Genomic DNA, 21,914 nt, shown 5'->3' on the forward strand with positions numbered 1-21,914 from the left:
CCACCTCCTACGAAGCAGCGGTCTCGCTCGCGTCATTCCTACTCTGGGCAAGATCCGTTTGAAGACGGACCCTAGTCAGACATGGGGTCATTCCCCCAGCCGCGGCAGCACCCGCTCGGCGAACAGCTGCAGGCTCCGCCACCCCTCGTCCACCGGCATCCCGCCCGCCAGCGGATGCAGCACATAGGTCCCGCGCTCCAGTGCCAGGCACTCCTCGGGCGTGACGATCCGGTACACACCCTCCGCGCACAGTTCCTCCACCGTCGCCGCGGCCGACCGCACCGCCGAGCGGGCCCCGGCCGGCTGCCAGGAGGCGTAGGTCCGCGCCTCGTGCAGGAAGTGCCTGCCGTAGCGCGCCCATGCCTGCTCGGGATTCTCCGCGAGATGCAGCAGCGACGTCTCGGCGGACGGCATCATCATCCAGCCGCTGGTGCCGTACTCCGCGAGCCTCGCCTTGTAGTACGCCTCCAGCTCCGGCAGATGCGCGCTGGGGAAGAACGGCAGCCCGAACCGGGCGGCGCGGCGGGCAGCGGCCCGCGACGAGCCGCCCACCAGCAGCGGCGGATGCGGCTCCGAGTACGGGCGCGGGGTGACGCGCACCGTGCGGCCGCGGTAGGTGAACTCCTCGCCGGTCCAGGCCTTCAGCAGCGTGTCCAGCAGCTCGTCCTGGAGTCTGCCGCGCTCGGCGAAGTCCACGCCGGCCCGCTCGTACTCCTCCGGGCGGTAGCCGATCCCGGCCACGGTGACCAGCCGGCCGCCGCTGAGCAGATCCAGCACCGCGATCTCCTCGGCCAGCCGCAGCGGGTCGTACAGCGGGCCGATCATCGCGGAGACGGTGACGGTCAGGCGCCGCGTCGCGCCGAGCACGGCGCCCGCGAAGGCGAAGGGTGCGGGCAGCCAGTCGTCGGGCACCCCGTGGTGCTCCTCCGTCTGCACCGTGGTGATCCCGCGGTCGTCCGCGTACACCGCCATCGCCAGGGCGGCCCGGTAGCGGGCGGAGAGCTCCGCCGGGGACGCGCCCCGGGCGACCAGATTGAACCGTACGACCGTGACGGGCATGCCCTTCGTCCCCCTCCACCGCCGAGCCGGTGACGGAGCGAACCGTAGCTGACGCACCGTCAGATCGCCAGGGTGCCGGCGAGCAGGGGCGGCCGACCGCGGCCGGCCTTCCGAATGACTGGCATGGGGGAGCCGAGTCGGGCAGTTCGGGAGGGCCGGCCGCGGCCGGGGTCTGGAGAGTGCTCCGGGTGGCCTCAGACGGCCTCGGCGGTCTCGGGCAGCTCGGCCGCGAGCCGTTCCGTGAGGTCGACGACCTCGGCGACGCCCCCGAAATCCCGGACCGCGTTGTCCACGGTCTTCCGGATGCGGGTGTTGACGCGCTCCGAACGCACCTTCTTGGCGGCCTTGATGGCCTCGGTGGCCAGCGCCGCGCCCTGCTCCGGCTCGCGCTGCAGCAGATGCACGGTGGCCATGCCGATCAGGTTGAGGGCGTAGCTGCGCTGGTGCTCGCCGGACTCCCGGGCGAACAGCTCCACGGCCCGCTGCATCAGCGGCTCGGCCAGCGAGGCGTAGGTGGGGCTGCGGCCGGCCACATAGGCGAGGTCGCGGAATGAGTGGGAGTTCTCCCCGTAGAGCTCGGCCTCGGAGAAGAACTTGATCCAGTCGGGGTCCGGCTCGTCCCACTCGTCGGCCTCGGCGAAGGTGTCCTCGGCCATGCGCACCGCCCGCTTGCAGCGGCCGGGCTGGCCCATGTTGGCGTAGGCGCGGGCCTCCATCGCATACAGCATCGACTGGGTGCGCGGACTCGCGCAGTCCCGGCTGCCGTACTGGGCGAGATGGATGAGCTCCAGGGCGTCCTCGGGGCGGCCGAGGTGGATCATCTGGCGGCTCATGTTGGACAGGATGTAGGAGCCGAGCGACCGGTCGCCCGCCTCCTTGGCGGCGTGCAGGGCGAGCACGAAGTACTTCTGCGCGGTGGGCTGGAGCCCCACGTCGTACGACATCCAGCCGGCCAGCTCGGCCAGTTCCGCGGCGACCTTGAACAGGCGGCGGGTGGTGGCCTCCGGCTGGGGCTCCTGGAGCAGGTCGGTCACCTCGTGCAACTGGCCGACGACCGCCTTGCGGCGCAGACCGCCGCCGCACTGGGCGTCCCACTGCCGGAACATCACCGTGGTCGTCTCCAGCAGGTCCAGCTCCGGCTTGGACAGCCGTCCCCGCCGGCCGGAGAAGGAGGCCGGCTCCGGCTCGGGGTGCTGCTGCGGGGCGGACGGCGTGGGGACGAGCCAGCGCTGCATGGGCTCGATGAGGGACGGGCCCGCGGAGAGGGCGAGCGAGCTCCCGAGGAAGCCGCGCCGCGCCAGCATCAGGTCGCTGCGCGAGAACTCGCTGAGCAGGGCCACGGTCTGCGGGCCCGTCCACGGCAGGTCGACGCCGGTCGCGGAGGGTGAGGGGCGCATGTTGCGCAGGCCCAGGTCCTCCACGGAGACGACGACGCCGAAGCGTTCGGAGAACAGCTCCGACAGGATCCTGGGGATCGGCTCGCGCGGGTTCTCCCCGTCCAGCCAGCGGCGCACGCGGGAGGTGTCGGTGGAGATGTGGTTGGCGCCCAACTGGCGTGCTCTGCGGTTGACCTGACGGGCGAGCTCGCCCTTGGACCAGCCGCTGCGGACGAACCACGAGGTGAGAAGCTCGTTCGGGCGTTTCTCCGCACTCGCAGCGCTCGCTCCGCCACCGCCGTTGCCGCTCACTGGAACGCCCCCATCCCTGAAGACCACTTGCCGCCGAGTGCGCCAAGCCTTATCAGAATGCCGGTTGTCGGGGCCGCCCGTCCGGCGGTTGTCACCCTTCGAACGGAAACCCGAGTTGCCTCCGGCATACCCAGGAGTGCATGTGCCCCAAGAAGTCGTGCACTCAACGTAATCTCACGATCACCCGTACAGCCATGGCGAATGCGTAATCGCCACCATTCGCCACCCCTTTGTGTGAACTCAAGGTCGCCGGCGCACGATTCACTTGACATAGGACAGTCAGGAGTGGGTGCAGGGACGCAAGCGGGGGCGCGCGGCCTCCGGCTCACCACCCCTGGCGCGACGAGGCGCCGACTGAACCGAGCGGCGCGGGGAAGCCGCGAACGGAGAGTCACATTCTCTGTCCGCTGCGTAACCACCGGTGCGTCGGACCCGTTGGAGGGGGCATGGGCTTCACGATCGGTATCAGTCGGGGCATCCGCGACATCCGGTCCGGCTCGCGCCGCCGGAGCCGTCCCTCGGACGGCACCGCAGCGGCGGAGTACACCGGGCTGTGGGGCTGGGACGTGGTGCCGGGCGCCCGCGCCACCGCCGGGGTCTGCTCCTGCGGCCGGACGGACTGCCGGGCACCGGGCGCGCATCCGCTGGACTTCGCGCCGGTGATCCCCGCCGGGGCGACCCTGGACGAGGTGACCGCCGTGTGGGCCGAGTTCCCCGGGGCCTCGCTGATGCTTCCGGCCGGCCGGGCCTTCGACGTCCTGGAGGTGGCGGAGTCCGCCGGGCGGCACGCCCTGGCCCGGCTGGAGCGCATGGGCCTGCCGGTCGGACCGGTCGCCGCCACCCCGGACGGACGCGCCCAGTTCCTCGTCGCCCCCGGCGCCGCCGACGCGCTGCCCGAGCTGCTCTACCGCATGGGCTGGGACGCCCCGGCCGCCCTCGACCTGCGCGGCCTCGGCCTGGGTTCGTACATCACGGCCCCGCCCTCCGACCGCGGCGGACTCGGCCCGGTCCGCTGGCTGCGCCCGCCCGCCCTCGACTCCGCCACCCGCCCCCCGCAGGCCCGCCTCCTCCTCGGCACCCTGGCCTACGTGGCCCACCGGTCGCGGGCGTAGCACGCCCCCTGCCGCAGCGGCGCCGTTTCTCCGCACGGTTGCACAGCGAAGCGCCCGTCCCCGGAGTTCCGGGAGCGGGCGCTTCCTTCGCTGTGAGTGGCCGTGGGGTCGGAGTGCTCAGTCCCCGAGGAGCGCGTCCACGAAGGCCTCCGGCTCGAACGGGGCCAGGTCGTCGGCGCCCTCGCCGAGGCCGACCAGCTTGACCGGGACGCCCAGCTCGCGCTGGACGGAGATCACGATGCCGCCCTTGGCGGTGCCGTCCAGCTTGGTCAGCACGATGCCGGTGATGTCGACGACCTCGGCGAAGACCCGGGCCTGCACCAGACCGTTCTGACCGGTGGTGGCGTCCAGCACCAGCAGCACCTCGTCCAGCGGGGCGTGCTTCTCCACGACCCGCTTGACCTTGCCGAGCTCGTCCATGAGGCCGGTCTTGGTGTGCAGCCGGCCGGCGGTGTCGATGAGCACGGCGTCGGCGGACATCTCGATGCCCTCCTTGACCGCGTCGAACGCCACGGAGGCCGGGTCGCCGCCCTCGGGACCGCGCACGGTGTGGGCGCCCACCCGCTCGCCCCAGGTCTGCAGCTGGTCGGCGGCGGCCGCGCGGAAGGTGTCGGCGGCGCCGAGAACCACGGTGTTGCCGTCGGCCACCAGGACACGGGCGAGCTTGCCGGTGGTGGTGGTCTTGCCGGTGCCGTTGACGCCGACGACCATCACGATGCCGGGGCCGCCGGCCTCGTTCTCGGTGTGCACGGTGCGGTCCATGTCGGGACCGACCAGCTTGATCAGCTCCTCGCGCAGCAGGCCGCGCAGCTCCTCGGGGGTGCGGGTGCCCAGCACCTTGACCCGCTCCCGCAGCCGCTCGACCAGCTCCTGCGTCGGCTGCACACCGACGTCGGCGGTGAGCAGGGTGTCCTCGATCTCCTCCCAGGTGTCCTCGTCGAGGTGCTCGCGGGACAGCAGGGTGAGCAGGCCCTTGCCCAGGGCGTTCTGCGAACGGGAGAGCCGGGCGCGCAGCCGGACCAGCCGGCCGGCGGTGGGCTCCGGGATCTCGATGGGCGGAGCCTCGGGGGCGGGCGGCTCCTCGACGGTGACGGGAGCGCCGCCGCCGTCCGGAAGATCAACCTCCTCGATGGTGCGCCGCGGTTCCTCCCGCGGCGTCTCGGCCTCGTCGCCGACATGCGGCTCGGCGGGAGGGGCGGTGATGTCGGGCGTGGCGGGCGGCGGCGGAGGCAGCTGCTTCTTGCGCCGACTGCCGACGATGAGCCCGCCGAGCGCGCCGAGCACGACCACGGCGATGACTACAGCAAGGATGACGATGTCCATAACGCGTCCAGTATGGACCGGCCCCCCGATCGGCCCGCCGGTGCACGCGCGGCCCCCTCGCCGGGGCCACCTGCCTGAACGGGCCCCTATCCGGACGCGCTCCGGGGGCAACGGAACGGTCCCGCACCCGTGGTCGTGAATCGGACAGCCCCGATGGCCGACCTGGGCCGCGTCCTCGGGACCGCGCGCAGAAGCTGGTTTCACCTCGCCGTAACGCGGTCACGGCGTTCGTCACATCGCGGAAACATCTCTGCGCGCTGGGTGAAACCGGCCTGAGCCAGTCTCCTGAGCACAGTCGGCCCACCGCCCCCAGGCATCCGCACAGGGCCGTTCCGCCAGAAGGAGTCTCAGGCCTTGAATGTTGGAGATACCGCATTTGTCCTGATCAGCGCCGCGCTGGTCATGCTGATGACGCCGGGCCTCGCCCTCTTCTACGGGGGCATGGTCCGCACCAAGAGCACGCTGAACATGCTCATGATGTCCTTCGTCTCGCTGGGCGTCGTCAGCGTCCTGTGGGTGCTCTACGGATATTCGCTCGCGTTCAGCGGTGACGTCGGCGGCTTTGCAGGCAACCTCGACCTGCTCGGCCTGGACGGCATCACCGGCGACAGTCTGATGGAGAACTTCGCCGGCCGGGACATCCCGGTCTTCGCCTTCGTGCTGTTCCAGATGCTGTTCGCCATCCTCACCCCCGCCCTGATGAGCGGTGCGCTCGCCGACCGGGTGAAGTTCGGCTCCTGGGTGGTCTTCATCGCCCTGTGGGTCACGCTCGTCTACTTCCCGGTCGCCCACTGGGTGTGGGGCGGCGGCTGGCTCGCCGAGCTGGACCCGGCGATCATCGACTTCGCGGGCGGTACCGCGGTCCACATCAACGCCGGTATCGGCGCCCTGGCGGCGGTCCTCGTGGTCGGCAAGCGGATCGGGTTCAAGAAGGACCCCATGCGCCCGCACAACCTGCCGCTGGTCCTGCTCGGCACCGCACTGCTGTGGTTCGGCTGGTTCGGCTTCAACGCGGGCTCCGAGCTCGCGGCCGACGGCACGGCGGCGAGCATGGCGCTGAACACGCAGGTCGCCGCCGGCGCCGCGGTGCTCGGCTGGCTCATCTACGAGCGGATCCGCCACGGTGCCTTCACCACGCTCGGCGCCTGCTCCGGAGCCATCGCCGGTCTGGTCGCCATCACCCCCGCGGGCGGCAACGTCAACGTGCTGGGCGCGCTGCTCATCGGTGTCGTCGCCGGCGCGGTCTGCTCCTGGGCCGTCAGCCTCAAGTACAAGCTCGGCTACGACGACTCGCTCGACGTCGTCGGCGTCCACTTCGTGGGCGGCGTGATCGGCACCCTGATGGTCGGCTTCCTCGCCATCGACGGGGTCGGCGGCTGGGAGCAGTTCGTCTCGCAGGCCATCGGTGCCGTGTCCGTCATGGGCTACACCTTCGTGGTGACGTTCGTCCTCGCCTCCCTGATCCAGAAGACCATCGGGTTCCGGGCGAGTGAGGACGACGAGGTCGCCGGTCTCGACCAGGCAGCGCACGCCGAGACCGCATACGACTTCAGCGGTGCCGGCGGCGGCAGCGCCCGCACCGCCGCCACCGCCCCCGTCGCCCCGGCCGAGTCCAAGAAGGTGGACGCATGAAGCTCATCACCGCCGTCGTGAAGCCGCACCGGCTCGACGAGATCAAGGAGGCCCTGCAGGCCTTCGGCGTACACGGTCTGACCGTCACCGAGGCCAGCGGCTACGGCCGCCAGCGCGGCCACACCGAGGTCTACCGCGGCGCCGAGTACACCGTCGACCTGGTGCCCAAGATCCGCATCGAGGTGCTGGTCGAGGACGACGACGCCGAACAGCTCATCGAGGTGATCGTCAAGGCGGCCCGCACCGGAAAGATCGGTGACGGCAAGGTCTGGTCCGTCCCGGTCGAGACGGCCGTACGGGTCCGGACCGGCGAGCGCGGCCCCGACGCGCTCTGACACACGAGAACGGGAGTCGCCGGGTGGCGGGTACGAACGTGACGAACCAGACACAGGACTCGGGACCCGGCGGCTACGCGGCGGCCCGGCTGCACCTCCTCACCGAGGGGGCGCGGTCCGGGCCGCCGCGCCGTGCCGCCCTCGCGGACCTCACCGACCAGTGGCTCACCGGGCTGTTCGCCGCGGGCGCGCCGCAGCCGCGCGGGGTGTCCCTGGTCGCCGTCGGCGGCTACGGGCGCGCGGAGCTGTCCCCGCGCAGCGACCTCGACCTGCTCCTGCTGCACGACGGCAGCGACCCCAAGGGCGTCGCCGCCCTCGCCGACCGGCTCTGGTACCCGGTCTGGGACCTCGGCCTCGCCCTGGACCACTCGGTGCGCACCCCCGCCGAGGTCCGCAAGACCGCCGACGGCGACCTCAAGGTCCAGCTGGGCCTGCTGGACGCCCGGCACATCGCCGGAGACCTGGGCCTGACCACCTCACTGCGCACCGCGGTGCTCGCCGACTGGCGCAACCAGGCCCCCAAACGCCTGCCCCAGCTGCGGGAACTGTGCGCCGAGCGCGCCGAGCGCGCGGGCGAGCTGCGGTACCTGCTGGAACCCGACCTCAAGGAGGCCCGCGGCGGGCTGCGCGACGCCACCGCGCTGCGCGCCGTGGCCGCCTCCTGGCTCGCCGACGCCCCCCGCGAGGGCCTCGACGAGGCCCGCCGCCGGCTCCTCGACGTCCGCGACGCACTGCATCTGACGACCGGCCGCGCCACCGACCGGCTGGCACTCCAGGAGCACGACCAGGTGGCCGCCGAACTCGGCCTGCTCGACGCCGACGCCCTGCTGCGCCAGGTCTACGAGGCGGCCCGCGTCATCGCCTACGCCTCCGACGTCACCTGGCGCGAGGTGGGCCGCGTGCTGCGCTCGCGCGCCGTACGGCCCCGGCTGCGGGCCATGCTCGGCGGCGGCAAGCCGGTCCCCGAGCGGTCCCCGCTCGCCGAGGGGGTCGTGGAGCAGGAGGGCGAGGTGGTGCTCGCCCGCACCGCACGCCCCGACCCGGTCCTGCCGCTGCGCGCCGCGGCCGCCGCCGCACAGGCCGGGCTCCCGCTCTCGCTGCACGCCGTGCGGCGCCTCGCCGCCACCGTGCGCCCCCTGCCCACGCCCTGGCCCGCCGAGGCCCGCGAGCAGCTGATCACCCTGCTCGGCTCCGGCCGCCCCACGGTCGAGGTGTGGGAGGCGCTGGAGGCCGAGGGACTGATCAGCCGCCTGCTGCCCGACTGGGAGCGGGTCCGCTGCCGCCCGCAGCGCAACGCCGTCCACCTGTGGACCGTCGACCGGCACCTGATCGAGACCGCCGTGCGCGCCTCCGCGCTCACCCGCCGCGTCAGCCGCCCCGACCTGCTGCTGGTCGCCGCGCTGCTGCACGACATCGGCAAGGGCTGGCCCGGCGACCACTCGGTGGCGGGGGGGACCATCGCCCGCGACGTGGCCGCCCGCATCGGCTTCGACCAGCGCGACGTGGCGGTGATCGCCACCCTGGTGCGCCGGCATCTGCTGCTGGTGGAGACCGCGACCCGGCGCGACCTCGACGACCCGGCCACCGTCCGCGCGGTCGCGGACGCCGTCGGCTCCCAGAGCACCCTGGAGCTGCTGCACGCCCTCACCGAGGCCGACGCCCTGGCCACCGGGCCGGCCGCCTGGTCCTCCTGGCGCGCCACGCTCGTCACCGACCTGGTCAAACGCGTCTCGGCGCTGCTCTCCGGGGACGAGCCGGACGACCCCGGGGACGCGGCGACCACCGCCGAGCAGGAACGCCTGGCCCTGGAGGCGGCGGCCACCGGCGGCCCCGTGCTGGCCCTGAGGGCCCAGCCGGAACAGCCCGCCGGGCCGGAACAGCCCGCCGGGCCGGAGCAGTCCCGCGAGGGGGAGGGGCCCGGCGAACCGGAGCCGCTCGGCGTGGAGCTGCTCGTCGCGGTGCCCGACCAGCCGGGCGTGCTGCCCGCGGTGGCCGGAGTGCTCGCCATGCACCGCCTGACCGTGCGCACCGCCGAGCTGCGCGCCGTCGCCCTCCCCGACGGCGTCGACGGCCGGGTGCTCCTGCTCGACTGGCGGGTCGCCGCCGAGTACGGCTCCCTGCCGCAGGCCGCCCGGCTCCGCTCCGACCTGGTACGCGCCCTGGACGGCACCCTGGACATCGCGGCCCGCCTCGCCGAACGCGACGCCGCCTACCCGCGCCGCCGCGGCGTCGTCCCGCCCCCGCCCCGGGTGACCGTCGCCCCCGCCGCCTCCCGCCTGGCCACCGTCATCGAGGTGCGCGCCCAGGACGCCCCCGGCCTGCTGTTCCGCATCGGCCGCGCCCTGGAGGACGCGGGCGTGCGGGTGCGCAGCGCGCATGTGAGCACCCTGGGCGCGAACGCCGTGGACGCGTTCTACGTCACCGGCCCGGAAGGCGCCCCGCTGCCGGGGGAGGAGGCCGTCACGGTGGCGGGCAAACTGGAACAGACCCTGCGTGGGTGACGACACCCCCGGCGACTTGTGCCGCCGGGATACCCTTGAGGGCGATTCCCTAGCCATCGACTCCGAGGACCGACGCCGCCGTGTTCGATACTCTCTCCGATCGCCTCTCAGCGACCTTCAAGAACTTGCGCGGCAAGGGGCGCTTGAGCGAAGCGGACATCGACGCCACGGCGCGCGAGATCCGTATCGCGCTCCTTGAAGCGGACGTGGCCCTGCCCGTCGTCCGTTCCTTCATCAAGGCCGTCAAGGAGCGCGCCCTCGGCGCCGAGGTCTCCAAGGCGCTCAACCCCGCCCAGCAGGTCCTCAAGATCGTCAACGAGGAACTCATCACCATCCTCGGCGGCGAGACCCGGCGCCTGCGCTTCGCCAAGCAGCCGCCGACCGTGATCATGCTGGCCGGTCTGCAGGGTGCCGGTAAGACCACCCTCGCGGGCAAGCTCGGCAAGTGGCTCAAGGACCAGGGCCATTCCCCGCTGCTGGTGGCCGCCGACCTCCAGCGGCCCAACGCCGTCAACCAGCTCAGCGTCGTCGCCGAGCGCGCCGGCGTCGCGGTCTACGCGCCCGAGCCGGGCAACGGCGTCGGCGACCCGGTCAAGGTCGCCAAGGACTCCATCGACTACGCGAAGTCCAAGGTCCACGACATCGTCATCGTCGACACCGCCGGCCGTCTGGGCATCGACCAGGAGATGATGCAGCAGGCCGCCGACATCCGGGACGCGATCTCGCCCGACGAGATCCTCTTCGTCGTCGACGCGATGATCGGCCAGGACGCGGTCAACACCGCCGAGGCCTTCCGCGACGGCGTCGGCTTCGACGGCGTGGTGCTCTCCAAGCTCGACGGCGACGCCCGCGGTGGTGCCGCGCTCTCCATCCGCCAGGTCACCGGCAAGCCGATCATGTTCGCGTCGAATGGCGAGAAGCTCGACGACTTCGACGCCTTCCACCCGGACCGGATGGCCTCCCGCATCCTCGACATGGGTGACCTGCTCACCCTGATCGAGCAGGCGGAGAAGACGTTCAGCCAGGAAGAGGCCGCCAAGATGGCCTCCAAGCTGGCGTCCAAGAAGGGCCAGGACTTCACCCTGGACGACTTCCTGGCCCAGATGGAGCAGGTCCGCAAGATGGGCTCCATCTCCAAGCTGCTCGGCATGCTCCCGGGCATGGGCCAGATCAAGGACCAGATCAACAACCTCGACGAGCGGGACGTCGACCGCACCGCCGCGATCATCAAGTCGATGACCCCGGCCGAGCGCCAGGACCCGACCATCATCAACGGCTCGCGCCGCGCCCGTATCGCCCGCGGTTCCGGCGTCGAGGTCAGCGCGGTGAAGAACCTCGTCGAGCGGTTCTTCGAGGCCCGCAAGATGATGTCCCGCCTGGCCCAGGGCGGCATGCCGGGGATGCCCGGGATGCCGGGCATGCCGGGGATGGGTGGCGGCCCCGGCCGGTCGAAGAAGAAGCAGAAGCAGGCCAAGGGCAAGCAGCGCTCCGGCAACCCGATGAAGCGCAAGCAGCAGGAGCAGGAGGCCGCCGCGCGCCGCGCCGCCGCGGCCGAGGGCGCGAGCCCTTTCGGCCTGCCGCAGCAGGGCGCCAAGGACTTCGAGCTCCCGGAGGAGTTCAGGAAGTTCATGGGCTGAGGCCCGCGGGACGGTCGCCCAGGGGCCTCAAACCCTAGCCGGTCCGTGCGATCAGATAGCGGAAGATGTTCGGCATCCACACCGTGCCGTCCGGCCGCCGGTACGGGTGCAGCGCCTCGGTCAGCTCCTTGTCGACCTGCACCTGATCGGTGGCGCTGATCGCCGCGTCGAACAGCCCCGTCGACTTCAGGCCGCGCACCGCGCTGTCGACATCGGCGTATCCGAAGGGGCAGGCCACCCGTCCGGAGCCGTCCGGCCGCAGCCCGGCCCGCTGGGCGACCTCCTCCAGGTCGTCCCGGTGCGCCGGACGCCAGGCGCTGCGCAGCGGCTCCGCCAGCTTGGTGGCCACCCGGAGCACGGACGCCGTGGTGCAGCGCTCCGGCGGACCCCAGCCGGCCAGCACCACGGCCGCTCCGCGCTCGGCGAGCGGCGTCGCCTCGGCGAGCAGCTCACCCAGCCCCTCCGCGTCCCCCGAGCGGCAGCCGATCGGCTCGAAGGCGGTGACCACGTTGTACCCGCCGGTCTCCGGGCGGGCGGCGGCCCGCACCGGACCGTCCACGATCCGGGTCTCGGCCCGCGCGGGAGCCTCACGGCCGTCCGGGAGCAGCCGCTGCCGCGCGAGGTCCAGCCGGTCGGCGGAGGTGTCGACACCGGTGATCGAGGCACCCCGGGAGGCCGCCATCAGCAGCGCCAGCCCGGACCCGCAGCCGAGGCCCAGCAGGCGGGTCGCCGGTCCGATGTCCAGGCGCTCGTAGACGGTCTCGATGAGCGGTACGAGCATCCGCTCCTGGATCTCGGACCAGTCACGCGCGCGTGCACGCAGGTCCACACGGGGGCGGGCCCCCGCGTGAGGCGGATGCTGCCGCACGAGCGTAGGTGTCATAGGTAAGCGCCCCAATCAGCCGAGAGTTGCCGCCGTGCCCGATTCCTTGGCCCCCGTGCAGTGCGCTCGCACTACCCCCGTATGTCAGGTAACTCTCGCCCGGACCCGGCGTCCAGTGGAATGCGGGGGCGGCTTGGGAGTAGCTCGTGCCACTGGCAAGAATTCACATTCCGGAAATCCGGTGGCATCCTCGCCGCGCCCGGATGCGGGGCGGGGGGCCGGTGCCGGGCGCCGGGAGAGGACCCGGTACTCTCCCGGCCTGAGGGCATCCCGTACGAGATGTGCCCCTGAGCCGCGAGAGCGACCGAAACACCTCTTGCGCACCGCGGCGTCACCGCCGCCCCGGCGTGCGGACACCGCCTACACGCCGCGCCGTACGTCAGCCTACGCACCGGCTTGTGGCGAGCTGCGAGGCTTCTCCGCAGATCAACGCACCCGCCCTCGTCGGGACGCATCAGCGGCAACTGACGGGTACGTGCAAATTATTTGGGATGCCCCGGAATCGGAACACAGAGGCACCCAGGCTCGTTGTCATTACGTGAGCACGACACAGACACCACCTGTACTCGCCGCAGAGCTGGCGCAGGCGTGGGCCGACATTCAGCGGCACCACCCCGAGCTGCCCGATCTGGCCGCGCCCGAGTCCCTGATCGGGGAGTCGTCGTCCGCGTGCGGTCACGAGCTCTCCTTCGAGCGACTGCTGCACGAGGCAGTCCATGGCATCGCCGCCGCGCGCGGCGTGCGCGACACATCCCGGGCCGGCCGGTACCACAACCGCCGCTTCCTCGCGATCGCCGAGGAGCTGGGCCTTGACCACCCCGACGAGCCGCATCCCAGCAGCGGCTTCTCGCTGGTCACGCTCACGCCCGAGGCGAAGCGGCGGTACCGTCCCACGATCGAGCGGCTGCACCGCGCCCTGAAGGCGCACTCCGCGGCCACGGCGGGTGACAGCGCCCGCAGCTTCCGGGGCCCGGCCGCCCGGCACGGCTCCTCCGGAGGCGGCGTGCGCGTCAAGGCCGTCTGCGACTGCGGCCGCAACGTCCGCGTGGTCCCGTCGGTCCTCGCCCAGGCCCCCATCGTCTGTGGCGGCTGCGGCAAGCCGTTCCGCATCCCGGAGGTAGCGGGCGCGGCCTGACGCCAGGCAAAGTCCCCCCGGTATCTCGTGGCTACCGGACGACCCACCCTGACGTCACTCCCGCCCGAGGCGGGCGGAGCTCTGCTCCCCCGGAGCCGCTTGGCTCCGCCCGCCCCGGCCCGCGCCCCTCAACCCCGCCGGCCCCTCGCGCCGCCGGGGCACTCACGCCTGCCGTTTTCGCGGGGCCCAGGCCCCGCACCGCCGCCCTGGCACGCGCCCGCTTTCGCGCGTAAGGCAGCCGCGTCGCGCCGCAGGGCGGCGGCATCCGCCCCTCCGCCCATCGCGCCGCGAACCGAGCCGCGCAATCCGCGCCGCCTCGCGACACGTCGCCGGGGGCGCCTGCAGGGACCACACTCGTGCCGCAGGCCGGGCTACGCCCCGCCGTGGGCGGCTGTGCCGCGGGTCGAGCCGTGCGCTCGGCCGACCCCAGTCGTTGCCCGCCCATCCGCGGGCAGTCGTGCCGCCTGGGGCGATGGGGGTCCCCCGCTCGAGCGAAGCCGAGAGTGGGGGAGGGTGGGCGCGGGCGGCACCCCCGTCGGCGGCGGGCCGCGCGACCCACCCCCGGCCCACGGCAACACCGCGCACCGACTCGACCAGCCCCCGGCCCACGGCAACACCGCGCACCGACTCGACCAGCCCCCGGCCCACCGCAACTCCCCGAACCGATCAAGCCAACCCCACCCCCGCCCACCCCCTCGGCCAAGCAGCCCCGCAGGGTATGGCACAATGGCTAGCTGTACTCGACAGCCGCACAGGACCCCTCTCTCCTCCGGCTGACGCGTCCATCGGGCACTCGGGTACCGCAACCCCACGCGGCCAGCTCGCCGTGCCCAACCACGTCAAATCCAGGAGAACCCACTCCCGTGGCAGTCAAGATCAAGCTGAAGCGTCTGGGCAAGATCCGTTCGCCTCACTACCGCATCGTCGTCGCCGACTCCCGTACCCGCCGTGACGGCCGGGCCATCGAGGAGATCGGCAAGTACCACCCGACGTACAACCCGTCGGTGATCGAGGTCGACAGCGAGCGTGTGGCGTACTGGCTCTCCGTCGGCGCCCAGCCGACCGAGCCCGTGCTCGCCATCCTCAAGAAGACCGGCGACTGGCAGAAGTTCAAGGGCGAGCCCGCCCCGGCGCCTCTGCTGCAGCCGGAGGAGAAGCCCGCTCGCCCGTCGTTCGAGGCGCTCACCGGCGAGGACGAGGGCAAGGGTGAGGCGATCACCCCGAAGAAGAAGGCTGAGAAGAAGGACGAGGCCCAGGCCGAGTCCGCGTCGACCGAGGCCTGAGCATGCTCGAGGAGGCTCTCGAGCACCTCGTGAAGGGCATCGTCGACAACCCTGACGATGTGCAGGTCGCCTCGCGCAACCTGCGCCGTGGACGTGTGCTCGAGGTCCGGGTGCACCCGGACGACCTCGGCAAGGTGATCGGCCGCAACGGCCGCACCGCACGCGCTCTGCGTACCGTCGTGGGCGCCATCGGCGGCCGCGGGATCCGGGTCGACCTCGTCGACGTGGATCACGTCCGCTGACGCTTATCGCATCCGGCTCGGGCCGGGGAGGGCCGAAGGGCCGTCCCCGGCCCGCAGTCGTACCGGCGCCCTCGCGGCAGCCGGCCGTAGATCAGGAGAACCAAGCACCGTGCAGCTGGTAGTCGCTCGCATCGGCCGCGCCCACGGCATCAAGGGCGAGGTCACCGTCGAGGTGCGCACCGACGAGCCGGAACTGCGGCTCGCCCCCGGCGCCGTCCTGGCCACCGACCCGCCGTCCGCCGGGCCGCTGACCATCGAGTCGGGCCGCGTCCACAGCGGCCGCCTCCTGCTGCGCTTCGAGGGCGTGCGCGACCGCAACGCCGCCGAGGCACTGCGCAACACCCTCCTGATCGCCGAGGTCGACCCCGACGAACTGCCCGACGAGGAGGACGAGTACTACGACCACCAGCTGATCGACCTCGACGTCGTCACCAAGGACGGCGAGACGGTCGGCCGGATCAGCGAGATCTCGCACCTGCCCACCCAGGACCTGTTCGTGGTCGAGCGCCCGGACGGCAGCGAGGTGTTCGTGCCGTTCGTCGCGCAGATCGTCACCGAGATCGACCTGGAGAGGCAGCGGGCGGTCATCGATCCGCCCCCGGGACTCGTCGACGACCGCGCGGAGATCGCCTCCTCCCGTGACAAGGACGCCGGCGCATGAGGCTCGACGTCGTCACGATCTTCCCCGAGTACCTCGAACCGCTGAACGTCTCCCTCGTCGGCAAGGCACGCGCCCGCGGACAGCTCGACGTCCACGTCCACGACCTGCGCACCTGGACCTACGACCGGCACCACACCGTGGACGACACCCCCTACGGCGGCGGCCCCGGCATGGTGATGAAGACCGATCCCTGGGGCGAGGCACTGGACACGGTGCTGGCGGACGGCTACGAGACCGGCTCCCACCAGCCGGCCCTGATCGTCCCCACCCCCAGCGGCCGCCCCTTCACCCAGGAGCTCGCCGTCCACCTCTCCGAGCGCCCCTGGCTGATCTTCACCCCGGCCCGCTATGAGGGCATCGACCGCCGGGTCGTCGACGAGTACGCCACCCGCATGCCGGTCTACGAGGTGTCCATCGGCGACTACGTGCTGGCCGGCGGCGAGGCCGCCGTGCTCGTCATCACCGAGGCCGTGGCCCGGCTGCTGCCCGGCGTCCTCGGCAACGCCGATTCGCACCGCGACGACTCCTTCGCGCCCGGCGCCATGGCCAACCTCCTGGAGGGCCCCGTCTACACCAAGCCGCCTGTCTGGCGCGGCCGGGAGATCCCCGAGGTGCTGCTCAGCGGCCACCACGCCCGCATCGCCCGCTGGCGGCGCGACGAGGCGCTGCGCCGCACCACCGCCAACCGGCCCGACCTCATCGAACGCTGCGACCCCAAGGCGTTCGACAAGAAGGACCGCGAGATGCTGTCCGTCCTCGGCTGGGAACCGGACCCGGCGGGGGAGCCCTACGGCCGATTTTGGCGCAGGACCGGCGGCGTGGAACAATAGGCCGCTGCTGTGCGTCGTCCGGCGTGCGCCCCTGCCGCAGGGGGACACGACGCCCGCCCGGGACCGCACATCTGTGATCCGATTCCTAGTTGCCGTTGATGACCTGCGGCATCAACGAAGAAAGCAGACGAAATGTCTCACCTGCTCGACTCCGTCGACTCCGCGTCGCTGCGCAGCGACGTCCCGGACTTCCGTCCCGGTGACACCGTCAACGTCCACGTGCGCGTCATCGAGGGCAACCGCTCCCGTGTGCAGCAGTTCAAGGGCGTGGTGATCCGCCGCCAGGGTTCCGGCGTGCGCGAGACCTTCACGGTCCGCAAGGTCTCCTTCTCCGTCGGCGTCGAGCGCACCTTCCCGGTGCACACCCCGATCGTGGAGAAGATCGAGCTCGTCACCAAGGGTGACGTGCGCCGCGCCAAGCTGTACTACCTGCGTGACCTGCGCGGCAAGGCCGCGAAGATCAAGGAGAAGCGCGAGAGCTGAGCGCCTGCGCTTTCCCCCGGTGACAGCGGGGCCGGATAGCATCTGGCTCCGATGGACACCGAAGCACAGCAGACGGAGCGCGACCGCTCCTCCCGCCCGGCCGCACCCGAGGAGACCTCGGGGACGCCGGGCCCGGAGGGCCGGTCGCGTTCCGCGTTGCTGTCGCGCCTCGCGGATCACGTCCCCGGCGGGCGGATCACCCTGGCCGTGCTGCTCTGCCTGCTGACCGTGCTGGGGCTGAACACCCTCGTCGTCCGCCCGTTCCAGATCCCCAGCGGGTCGATGGAACCGGGATTGAGGGTCGGAGACCGTGTTCTCGTAAATAAGTTGGCATACCGTTTCGGAGCAGGGCCGCAGCGCGGAGACGTGATTGTGTTCGACGGCTCCGGGTATTTCGGGGAAGCCGACTACGTCAAGCGCGTCGTCGGCGTGGGCGGTGACCATGTGGTCTGCTGCGACCAGGAGGGGAGGATCCGGGTGAACGGCCGTGCGGTCGACGAGGCGGGCTTGCTGTTCCCCGGCGACAGCCCCTCGACGGTGCGTTTCGACGTGGCGGTGCCCGAAGGACGCCTGTTCGTCCTCGGCGACCACCGCGCCGAGTCCCGCGACTCCCGCGATCACCTCGGCTCGCCCGGCGGCGGCATGATCCCCGAGGACAGGGTGATCGGCCGGGCCGACGGGATCGTCTGGCCGTTCGACCGCGCCACGCGGCTGCACCGGCCGGACGCCTACGCGCAGGTGCCCTCCGCCGCAGCGGACCGGGCGACCACCGCGGGAGGCGCGCATGGGTAGCCGCGGCAAGCCGCGCGGCGTCCCGGCGAGCGCCGCGGAGAACCTGCTCCCCACCGGCGCCCGCCGGCCGGCCGCCCCCGCCCGCGGGCGCAGCCGCGCCGAGCGCCGCAAGCTGCAGCGCAAGGTCAAGCGGCGCCGCAGGCGCAGCGCGGTCAAGGAGATCCCCCTCCTCATCGGGGTCGCCGTGCTGATCGCGCTGGTGCTGAAGACCTTCCTCGTCCAGGCCTTCGTCATCCCGTCCGGCTCCATGGAGCAGACGATCCAGATCGGCGACCGGGTCCTGGTCGACAAGCTCACCCCCTGGTTCGGGTCCAAGCCGCAGCGCGGGGACGTCGTGGTCTTCAAGGACCCGGGCGGCTGGCTGCGGGACGAGCAGACCGCGCCCAAGAAGGAGGACCCGGTCGGGATCAAACAGATCAAGGACGGGCTCACCTTCATCGGACTGCTGCCGTCCGACAACGAGAAGGACCTGATCAAGCGGGTCATCGGCGTCGGCGGCGACCGCGTCCAGTGCTGCGACCCGCAGGGCCGGGTCACCGTCAACGGCGTACCGCTGAACGAGGACTACCTGTACCCGGGCAACGCCCCCTCCACCACGCCCTTCGACATCACCGTGCCCGAGGGTCGGCTGTGGGTGATGGGCGACCACCGGGCCGACTCCGCCGACTCCCGCTCCCACATCGACACCGACTACGGCGGCACCGTCTCCGAGGACGAGGTGGTCGGCCGCGCCATGGTCATCGCCTGGCCGCTCGGCCGCTGGAACACCCTGGAGGAGCCGAAAACCTACGCCTCGGTGACCGACCCGGCCGCCGGGTCGACGGCCGCAGGCCCGTCGTCGCATAGGGTTGCCTCCGACGATCCGAACGGAATCGCTCAGCTCCCGAGCCCTGCGGAACTCCCGCTCGTTATGGGAGTGGTGGGCCTGCGCCGTGGACGGGGCAGGCGGCGGCACAGAGTAAGGAGTTGGCGTGGGGGATGTGGCGGTAGGCGCACGGTCCGGACAGGGCGGCGAGGAGCACCGCGGAGGCTCCGTGGAGTCCGTCCGGGCCGCGGACGGTCCCATGACCGGCGGGAATGACATCCCGGGCGCGAGCGGCGGCGGCCCGGTCGACGGGCAGCCCCCGACGGCGGATGGCGGCGGGAGAGGCGACGCGCCCAAGACGAAGAAGCCGCGCTCCTTCTGGAAGGAGCTGCCCATCCTGATCGGTATCGCGCTGGTGCTGGCGCTGCTGATCAAGACATTTCTGGTGCAGGCGTTCTCGATCCCCTCCGACTCGATGCAGAACACCCTCCAGCAGGGTGACCGGGTCCTGGTCGACAAGCTCACCCCGTGGTTCGGCTCCGAGCCGGAGCGCGGCGAGGTCGTGGTCTTCCACGACCCGGACAACTGGCTGGCGGGCGAGCCGACGCCCACGCCCAACCCGCTCCAGCGGGTGCTCAGCTGGGTCGGTCTGATGCCGTCCTCGGAGGAGAAGGACCTGATCAAGCGGGTCATCGGCGTCGGCGGCGACACCATCGAGTGCAAGGGCACCGGCCCGCTGAAGGTCAACGGCAAGGCGCTGAACGAGCCGCACGTCTACCCCGGCAACACCCCGTGCAGCCAGGACGACCAGGGCGGCCAGTTCAAGGTGAAGGTCCCCGAGGGTCACATCTGGGTCATGGGCGACCACCGGCAGAACAGCCGCGACTCGCGCTACAACCAGGCCGACAAGAACAACGGCATGGTGCCGGTGAAGGACGTGGTCGGCCGGGCCATCGTCATCGCCTGGCCGGTCAGCCGCTGGGACACCCTGCCGGTACCGGACACCTTCGAGCAGCCGGGCATCGGCACGCAGACGCCGGCCGCGGCCGCCCTCACCGTGGCGCCGCAGGGGCTGGCGCTCGCGGGTGCGGTGCCGCTGGTGCTGTGGCGGCGCCGGCGGCTTGCGGATCGTAGGGTCGGCTGAGCCCTTCGGGCTGCCGCCCGCCCGGGCTTACCGGGGTCCATGGGCCTGCCGAGCTCCTGGGCCCGCTGAGCCGTCTCGGCCCGTTCGGCCTTCTGCGCCGTTCAGCTTTCTGTGCCCGTTCGTCTTCTGGGCCCGTTGAGCCCGCCCTGGGGAGGTCCTGCCCGGGGCGGGGTCTTGACCCGGTGATGGGCTGACCGGGCCCGGTACCGCCGGGTAGGGTGCGGCCCATGAGTGGTCAGAGCACGACGCGTACGGCCTCTGGCGGCAGCACCGGCACCAAGCCGGCGGGCAGCCGCCTCGGGCAGCGCCTGTCGGGAGTGGCCGTGGCGCTGGGCATGGTGCTGTTCCTCGGCGGCTTCGCCTGGGCGGCCGTGGTGTACCGGCCGTACACCGTGCCCACCACCTCCATGACGCCGACGATCGGCGCGGGCGACCGGGTGCTGGCGCAGCGCATCGACGCCGACGACATCCGCCGCGGCGACGTCGTGGTCTTCAACGAGGCGACCTGGGCGGACGTGCCCGTGGTCAAGCGTGTGGTCGCCGTCGGCGGGGACACCGTGTCCTGCTGTCAGGGCGGCAAGCTGAAGGTCAACGGCAAGGAGATCGACGAACCGTATCTCGCCGAGGACACCGCCGGCCGGCTGGCGAACTTCCCGTCGGTGACCGTGCCCGAGGGCAGGCTGTTCCTGCTCGGTGACGAGCGGTCCGGCTCGGTGGACTCCACCGCCCACCTCACCGACGCGGCCAACGGCACGGTCTCCCGCAAGGCCGTGCAGGGCCGGGTCGAGGCCGTGGTCTGGCCGATGAACGGCATGCTGCCGGCCCCCAGCGGCTTCGAAAAGCTCGGCCCGGTGTCGCAGCCGGGACCGCTGCCCACCATGGTCGCGCTGGTGATCGCCGGGACCGTGCTGATCCTCGGCGGGGCGGCCTACGGTCCGCTCGCCAAGCGGTCCGCGGCCTCCCGCGCCCGGACCCGGGGGAACGCGGAGCCGGCCCGTGGCCACTGACCCGGCCGCCCCGGTGGCCGACACCTACGAGGGCGGACTGCGCAAGGTCGCCCGAGTGGTGCTGCTCGACCCGCAGGACCGCATTCTGCTGCTGCACGGCCACGAACCGGGCAACCCGGCCGACGACTGGTGGTTCACCCCCGGCGGGGGCGTGGAGGGCGACGAGACCCGTGAACAGGCCGCCCTGCGGGAACTCGCCGAGGAGACCGGCATCACCGACGTGGAGCTCGGTCCGGTGCTGTGGCGGCGCAGGTGCTCCTTCCCGTTCGCCGGCCGCCGCTGGGACCAGGACGAGTGGTACTACCTGGCCCGGACCTCGCAGACGGTCACCGCCGCCACGGCGCTGACCGAGCTGGAGCGGCGCAGCGTCGCCGGTGCGCGCTGGTGGACGTGCCCGGAACTGAGCCGGGCGCATGAGACGGTGTATCCGACCAGACTCGCCGAGCTGCTGCGCACGCTGCTCGACGAAGGTCCCCCCGCCGGACCCGTGACCCTGGACACCGAAATCGTCTAGGGGCCCACGGGACTGGCGCACAATGGTGGGATCGCACGGCTGAAGGGGAACATGCCATGAGCGCCGAGGACCTCGAGAAGTACGAGACCGAGATGGAGCTCAAGCTCTACCGGGAGTACCGCGATGTCGTCGGTCTGTTCAAATACGTGATCGAGACCGAGCGGCGCTTCTATCTGACCAACGACTACGAGATGCAGGTGCACTCGGTCCAGGGCGAGGTCTTCTTCGAGGTCTCCATGGCGGACGCGTGGGTGTGGGACATGTACCGGCCGGCCCGCTTCGTGAAGCAGGTGCGCGTACTGACGTTCAAGGATGTGAACATCGAGGAGCTCAGCAAGAGCGATCTGGAGCTGCCCAGCGGCTGAAGGGGTCAGCCCGGAGGGTGACGGAGTTGTCCACAACCGCCGAGTAACGCACCAAGATCCACTCGGCGGCGGTGGGTGCGTGACCGTTGGCGCCGAGAGGTGGTGCCGACATGAACGCACAGCAGACCCGCAGGGCACTCGGCAGGTACGGCGAGACGCTGGCCGCACGAAGGCTGAAGCAGGCCGGGATGACGGTCCTGGAGCGCAACTGGCGCTGCGGCAGGACCGGTGAGATCGACATCGTGGCCAGGGACGGGGACGTCCTGGTCGTCTGCGAGGTGAAGACCCGCAGGACCGGCCCCTTCCAGCACCCGATGGAGGCCATCACACCCGCCAAGGCGACCCGCCTGCGGGATCTCGCGCAACGCTGGCTCCAGCAGCACGGCGGAGCCCCACCGGGCGGCGTCCGCATCGACCTGGTCGGCATCCAGCTCCCGGCCCGCGGCGCGCCGCGCGTCGAGCACGTCCGGGGGGTGGCCTGAC

22 protein-coding genes are annotated in these 21,914 nt (G+C 72.0%); 18 read left to right on the top strand and 4 right to left on the bottom strand.

Going from position 1 to position 21,914, the window contains the following annotated elements:
- Positions 1-87: 87 nt before the first annotated feature.
- Positions 88-1,059 (bottom strand): LLM class flavin-dependent oxidoreductase, encoded by a 972-nt coding sequence (locus tag ABD198_RS18580; protein ID WP_344002840.1) that lies wholly within the window; start codon positions 1,057-1,059, stop codon positions 88-90.
- A gap of 194 nt (positions 1,060-1,253) precedes the next feature.
- Positions 1,254-2,747, bottom strand: coding sequence for a transcriptional repressor NsdA (gene nsdA, locus ABD198_RS18585; RefSeq protein ID WP_344002843.1), 1,494 nt, complete (start codon positions 2,745-2,747; stop codon positions 1,254-1,256).
- 446 nt (positions 2,748-3,193) lie between these two features.
- On the opposite strand from nsdA, the gene ABD198_RS18590 reads away from it, so the two are divergent.
- Complete coding sequence (locus tag ABD198_RS18590; protein WP_344002846.1) at positions 3,194-3,859, top strand: bifunctional DNA primase/polymerase; 666 nt, start codon at positions 3,194-3,196, stop codon at positions 3,857-3,859.
- Between the two features lie 117 nt (positions 3,860-3,976).
- Here the strand turns inward: ABD198_RS18590 and ftsY are convergent, their stop codons facing one another.
- On the bottom strand, positions 3,977-5,182 hold the full coding sequence (ftsY, locus tag ABD198_RS18595) for a signal recognition particle-docking protein FtsY (RefSeq protein WP_344002849.1): 1,206 nt from the start codon (positions 5,180-5,182) through the stop codon (positions 3,977-3,979).
- Between the two features lie 354 nt (positions 5,183-5,536).
- Here ftsY and ABD198_RS18600 point away from each other — a divergent pair, with 354 nt between their 5' ends.
- The 4 genes from ABD198_RS18600 to ffh all read left to right on the top strand — a co-directional run bounded on the left by ABD198_RS18600 (position 5,537) and on the right by ffh (position 11,287).
- Positions 5,537-6,814, top strand: a complete 1,278-nt coding sequence (locus ABD198_RS18600) for an ammonium transporter (protein ID WP_344002853.1) — start codon at positions 5,537-5,539, stop codon at positions 6,812-6,814.
- Positions 6,811-7,149 (top strand): P-II family nitrogen regulator, encoded by a 339-nt coding sequence (locus tag ABD198_RS18605; RefSeq protein WP_344002855.1) that lies wholly within the window; start codon positions 6,811-6,813, stop codon positions 7,147-7,149. The genes ABD198_RS18600 and ABD198_RS18605 overlap by 4 nt, the downstream gene beginning before the upstream one ends.
- A 23-nt stretch (positions 7,150-7,172) precedes the next feature.
- The gene (locus tag ABD198_RS18610; RefSeq protein WP_344002858.1) at positions 7,173-9,650 is read left to right on the top strand and encodes a [protein-PII] uridylyltransferase; all 2,478 of its coding nucleotides are present in this window, start codon (positions 7,173-7,175) and stop codon (positions 9,648-9,650) included.
- Positions 9,651-9,730: 80 nt separating this feature from the next.
- Positions 9,731-11,287, top strand: a complete 1,557-nt coding sequence (ffh, locus tag ABD198_RS18615) for a signal recognition particle protein (protein ID WP_344002861.1) — start codon at positions 9,731-9,733, stop codon at positions 11,285-11,287.
- 34 nt (positions 11,288-11,321) lie between these two features.
- Here ffh and ABD198_RS18620 read toward each other — a convergent pair whose 3' ends face one another.
- Positions 11,322-12,170, bottom strand: coding sequence for a methyltransferase domain-containing protein (locus tag ABD198_RS18620; RefSeq protein ID WP_344002864.1), 849 nt, complete (start codon positions 12,168-12,170; stop codon positions 11,322-11,324).
- Positions 12,171-12,708: 538 nt separating this feature from the next.
- Between ABD198_RS18620 and ABD198_RS18625 the strand changes: the two genes are divergently transcribed.
- The 13 genes from ABD198_RS18625 to ABD198_RS18685 all read left to right on the top strand — a co-directional run bounded on the left by ABD198_RS18625 (position 12,709) and on the right by ABD198_RS18685 (position 21,913).
- Entirely contained in the window at positions 12,709-13,305 is a 597-nt protein-coding gene (locus tag ABD198_RS18625) for a hypothetical protein (RefSeq protein ID WP_344002867.1), read from the top strand.
- Between the two features lie 863 nt (positions 13,306-14,168).
- Entirely contained in the window at positions 14,169-14,588 is a 420-nt protein-coding gene (gene rpsP, locus ABD198_RS18630; protein WP_167997745.1) for a 30S ribosomal protein S16, read from the top strand.
- A gap of 2 nt (positions 14,589-14,590) precedes the next feature.
- On the top strand, positions 14,591-14,830 hold the full coding sequence (locus tag ABD198_RS18635) for an RNA-binding protein (protein WP_004924853.1): 240 nt from the start codon (positions 14,591-14,593) through the stop codon (positions 14,828-14,830).
- Between the two features lie 109 nt (positions 14,831-14,939).
- A complete protein-coding gene (gene rimM / locus ABD198_RS18640) occupies positions 14,940-15,491 on the top strand; it encodes a ribosome maturation factor RimM (RefSeq protein ID WP_344002873.1) in 552 nt (183 codons plus the stop codon).
- Complete coding sequence (gene trmD, locus ABD198_RS18645) at positions 15,488-16,321, top strand: tRNA (guanosine(37)-N1)-methyltransferase TrmD (RefSeq protein ID WP_344002876.1); 834 nt, start codon at positions 15,488-15,490, stop codon at positions 16,319-16,321. The genes rimM and trmD overlap by 4 nt, the downstream gene beginning before the upstream one ends.
- Before the next feature lie 132 nt (positions 16,322-16,453).
- Positions 16,454-16,804, top strand: a complete 351-nt coding sequence (gene rplS, locus ABD198_RS18650) for a 50S ribosomal protein L19 (protein WP_344002879.1) — start codon at positions 16,454-16,456, stop codon at positions 16,802-16,804.
- Positions 16,805-16,855: 51 nt separating this feature from the next.
- Entirely contained in the window at positions 16,856-17,596 is a 741-nt protein-coding gene (gene lepB, locus ABD198_RS18655; RefSeq protein WP_344002882.1) for a signal peptidase I, read from the top strand.
- Positions 17,589-18,677, top strand: a complete 1,089-nt coding sequence (lepB, locus tag ABD198_RS18660) for a signal peptidase I (protein WP_344002885.1) — start codon at positions 17,589-17,591, stop codon at positions 18,675-18,677. The genes lepB (ABD198_RS18655) and lepB (ABD198_RS18660) overlap by 8 nt, the downstream gene beginning before the upstream one ends.
- Positions 18,568-19,545: a signal peptidase I gene (lepB, locus tag ABD198_RS18665; protein WP_344002888.1), complete on the top strand. Its 978-nt coding sequence runs from the start codon at positions 18,568-18,570 to the stop codon at positions 19,543-19,545. The genes lepB (ABD198_RS18660) and lepB (ABD198_RS18665) overlap by 110 nt, the downstream gene beginning before the upstream one ends.
- Positions 19,546-19,772: 227 nt before the next feature.
- Entirely contained in the window at positions 19,773-20,552 is a 780-nt protein-coding gene (lepB, locus tag ABD198_RS18670) for a signal peptidase I (protein WP_344002890.1), read from the top strand.
- The gene (locus tag ABD198_RS18675) at positions 20,542-21,066 is read left to right on the top strand and encodes an NUDIX hydrolase (protein ID WP_344002893.1); all 525 of its coding nucleotides are present in this window, start codon (positions 20,542-20,544) and stop codon (positions 21,064-21,066) included. Before lepB (ABD198_RS18670) ends, ABD198_RS18675 begins: the two co-directional genes overlap by 11 nt.
- Positions 21,067-21,122: 56 nt before the next feature.
- Complete coding sequence (locus ABD198_RS18680) at positions 21,123-21,431, top strand: DUF2469 domain-containing protein (RefSeq protein ID WP_344002896.1); 309 nt, start codon at positions 21,123-21,125, stop codon at positions 21,429-21,431.
- A gap of 110 nt (positions 21,432-21,541) precedes the next feature.
- Entirely contained in the window at positions 21,542-21,913 is a 372-nt protein-coding gene (locus ABD198_RS18685; RefSeq protein WP_344002899.1) for a YraN family protein, read from the top strand.
- Position 21,914 lies beyond the last annotated feature (1 nt).

It is taken from the genome of Streptomyces thermocarboxydovorans, from assembly GCF_039524635.1.
GTDB lineage: Bacteria > Actinomycetota > Actinomycetes > Streptomycetales > Streptomycetaceae > Streptomyces > Streptomyces thermocarboxydovorans.

What these genes read in the sequence shown, in the direction of transcription:
- ABD198_RS18590 (WP_344002846.1), top strand. Translation starts at nt 3,194, where the DNA reads ATGGGCTTCACGATCGGTATCAGTCGGGGCATCCGCGACATCCGGTCC.
- ABD198_RS18620 (WP_344002864.1), bottom strand. Translation starts at nt 12,170, where the DNA reads ATGACACCTACGCTCGTGCGGCAGCATCCGCCTCACGCGGGGGCCCGC.
- lepB (WP_344002885.1), top strand. Translation starts at nt 17,589, where the DNA reads ATGGGTAGCCGCGGCAAGCCGCGCGGCGTCCCGGCGAGCGCCGCGGAG.
- trmD (WP_344002876.1), top strand. Translation starts at nt 15,488, where the DNA reads ATGAGGCTCGACGTCGTCACGATCTTCCCCGAGTACCTCGAACCGCTG.
- ABD198_RS18680 (WP_344002896.1), top strand. Translation starts at nt 21,123, where the DNA reads ATGAGCGCCGAGGACCTCGAGAAGTACGAGACCGAGATGGAGCTCAAG.
- ABD198_RS18580 (WP_344002840.1), bottom strand. Translation starts at nt 1,059, where the DNA reads ATGCCCGTCACGGTCGTACGGTTCAATCTGGTCGCCCGGGGCGCGTCC.
- lepB (WP_344002882.1), top strand. Translation starts at nt 16,856, where the DNA reads ATGGACACCGAAGCACAGCAGACGGAGCGCGACCGCTCCTCCCGCCCG.
- lepB (WP_344002890.1), top strand. Translation starts at nt 19,773, where the DNA reads ATGAGTGGTCAGAGCACGACGCGTACGGCCTCTGGCGGCAGCACCGGC.
- ABD198_RS18605 (WP_344002855.1), top strand. Translation starts at nt 6,811, where the DNA reads ATGAAGCTCATCACCGCCGTCGTGAAGCCGCACCGGCTCGACGAGATC.
- rplS (WP_344002879.1), top strand. Translation starts at nt 16,454, where the DNA reads ATGTCTCACCTGCTCGACTCCGTCGACTCCGCGTCGCTGCGCAGCGAC.
- ABD198_RS18635 (WP_004924853.1), top strand. Translation starts at nt 14,591, where the DNA reads ATGCTCGAGGAGGCTCTCGAGCACCTCGTGAAGGGCATCGTCGACAAC.
- ABD198_RS18685 (WP_344002899.1), top strand. Translation starts at nt 21,542, where the DNA reads ATGAACGCACAGCAGACCCGCAGGGCACTCGGCAGGTACGGCGAGACG.
- ftsY (WP_344002849.1), bottom strand. Translation starts at nt 5,182, where the DNA reads ATGGACATCGTCATCCTTGCTGTAGTCATCGCCGTGGTCGTGCTCGGC.